Below are 2,766 nucleotides of genomic sequence, written 5' to 3'. Positions count from 1 at the left end.
GGCGGCCCGGCACCGCCCGGTCCCCCGGGCACCCCGGGGCGCGGGCGCTCAGCCGGGCCAGCCGGCGTCGGCCGGGTCAGCCGGCGTCGGCCGGGTCAGCCGGCGTCGGCCTTCCTGACGTGCAGGGCGCGGCGCAGGTCGTCGAGCTGGTCGACGAGTTTGCGGCGCAGGGCCGGGATCATGTCGGCGCTGTCGAGGCATTCGGTGCCGAGCCGCAGTGTGGCGTCGTCGACGGCGTGGCCCGGGAAGGCGTAGCGGCCGGCGGCCTCGGCGATGGCCGGTCCCCTGCGGGCGCCGAGGGCGACCGCGGCGGGGAAGTAGCGGGGAACGTACTCGGCGACGAGGTCGGCCTGTTCGGGCTGCCAGAAGCCCTGGGCGACGGCGGTGAACAGGTAGTTGGACAGGTCGTCGCCGTCGAAGAGGCGGGCCCAGGCGGCCTTCTTGGCCTCGGGGTCGGGCAGTGCGGCGCGGCAGCGGGCGGCTCCCTCCTGGCCGCTGGCGCTGGGGTCGCGGGCGAGTTCGCCGGCGATGTCCTTCTCGGTGGCGGCGCCGAGGACGGCGAGCCGGGTCAGGACGCGCCAGCGCAGTTCGGGGTCGAGTTCGGGGCCGCCGGGGACGTGGCCGCTGGTGAACCAGTCGTGGATGCCGTCGGGCTGGGTTGCGGCGTCGATGAAGTGGCGTACCGCGATGAGCCGGAGGCCGGGGTTGCCCGCGTCCTCGGTGCGGCGGATGAGGTCGCGGCACAGGGCGGTGAGCGTGGCGAGGGCCGCGGGGCGCTTGCCGGGGGCGGTGTAGCGGGCGGCGGCCTGGGAGCCCGCGAAGGTGAGGACGCCCTGGACGAGCGCGAGGTCGGTCTCGTGCGGGAGGTGGGCGCGGGCGGCCTCGAGGTAGGTGGCGGGGGCGAGTTCGCCGTCGCGGACCATGTCGCGTGCCGCGTTCCACACGACGGCCCGGGTGAGGGGGTCGGGCACGGCCGACAGGGTGCCGAGGGCGGTGTCCCAGGAGCCGCTGTCGAGGCGGATCTTGGTGTAGCTGAGGTCGCTGTCGTTGAGGACGACGAGGGCGGGGCGGCGGCCGGGCAGTGTGGTGGGGGCGCTGTCGCCGTCGGCGGGCACGTCGATCTCGAAGCGGTCGCGGGCCACGAGGCGGCCGGTGTCGACGATGTCGAGGTCGTAGCTGCTGACGGCGATGCGGTGGGGCCGGCTGCCCTCGTGTGCCGCGGTGAGGGTCCATTCGGTGTCGGTGGCGTCGATGCGCGGGCGGAGGGTGTCGACGCCGGTGGTGCCCAGCCAGGCGGCGGCCCAGGCGGGGACGTCGCGGTCGGTGGCGCGGGCGAGGGACTCGACGAAGTCGGCGAGGGTGGCGTTGCCGTACTTGTGCCGTGTGATGTGGTTGTTGACGCCGGCGAGGAAGTCCTTCTCGCCGAGCCAGGCGACGAGTTGGCGCAGCGCGGAGGCGCCCTTGGCGTAGGAGATGCCGTCGAAGTTGAGCATCGCGGACGCGGTGTCGGGCACGGCTCCCGGCTCGGGGGCGACCGGGTGCGTGGAGGGCCGCTGGTCGGCGTCGTAGCCCCAGGGCTTGCGGCCGATCGCGAAGTCGACCCAGGTGTCGCGGAAGCGGGTGGCCTCGGCGAGGGTCTGGTAGCCCATGTACTCGGCGAAGGACTCGTTGAGCCAGATGTCGTCCCACCACTGGAGGGTGACGAGGTCGCCGAACCACATGTGGGCCATCTCGTGGGCGATGACCATGCCGCGGGTCTGGCGTTCGGTGTCGGTGACGGCGGAGCGGTAGACGAAGTCGTCGCGGAAGGTGACGAGTCCGGGGTTCTCCATGGCGCCGGCGTTGAACTCGGGGACGAACGCCTGGTCGTAGGAGTCGAAGGGGTAGGGCTCCTCGAACTTCTCGTGGTAGCGGTCGAAGCAGGCGCGGGTGATGCCGAGGATCTCGTCGGCGTCCTCGGTCAGGTGGGGGGCGAGGGAGCGGCGGCAGTGGATGCCGAAGGGGATGCCGGCGTGCTCGGTGCGCACGGAGTGCCAGGGGCCGGCGGCGACGGCGACGAGGTAGGTGGAGATGAGGGGGGTGGGGGCGATGCTCCAGCGGCCGCCGCCGTCGTGGGTGGCGATGCCGTTGCCGAGGACGGTCCAGGCCTCGGGGGCGGTGACGGTGACCTCGAAGACCGCCTTGAGGTCGGGCTGGTCGAAGGCGGCGAACACCCGCTGGACGTCCTCCATGAACAGCTGGGTGTAGAGGTACGTCTCGCCGTCGGTGGGGTCGGTGAAGCGGTGCATGCCCTCACCGGTGTGGGAGTAGCGCATGTCCGCGTCGACGCGCAGTTCGTGTTCCCCGGGGGTGAGGCCGTTGAGCGGGTAGCGGTTCCCGTCGAGGGCTGCGGGGTCGAGGGCCTCGCCGTCGAGGCTGAGGGCGCGCAGGGTGGCGGGCTTGAGCTCGACGAAGGTGTCCCCGGCCGCGTGTGCGGTGAAGTGGACGACGGTGCGGGAGTCGAAGGTCTCGCTGCCGGTGGTGACATCGAGGGCGATGGCGTACCGGTGGACGTCGATCAGCCGGGCTCGGGTTCGCGCTTCGTCGCGCGTCAGTACGGACATGGGGCCCATGCTGCCCGATGCGGGGTGCGCCGCGCAGTACGGTTCCGCGCACTGTTGCCGGGGGCTGCGTGCGGTGACGGGAGGTGTGCGGGGTGTGCCGGGTGGCGGGCGGGGCGTGCCGGGTGGCGGGGGGGACGAGGCGGCGCGGGTGCGGGAGGGGTGG

1 protein-coding gene is annotated in these 2,766 nt (G+C 73.4%); it reads right to left on the bottom strand.

Annotated elements, in window-relative coordinates; all coding sequences use genetic code 11:
- Nucleotides 1-95 precede the first annotated feature (95 nt).
- Complete coding sequence (gene pepN / locus L1885_RS26710; RefSeq protein WP_235799730.1) at nucleotides 96-2,603, bottom strand: aminopeptidase N; 2,508 nt, start codon at nucleotides 2,601-2,603, stop codon at nucleotides 96-98.
- Nucleotides 2,604-2,766: the final 163 nt, after the last annotated feature.

The sequence above is a fragment of the Streptomyces fuscigenes genome, from assembly GCF_021556455.1.
GTDB lineage: Bacteria > Actinomycetota > Actinomycetes > Streptomycetales > Streptomycetaceae > Streptomyces > Streptomyces fuscigenes.
This window is presented reverse-complemented; position numbering and strand designations above follow the sequence as displayed.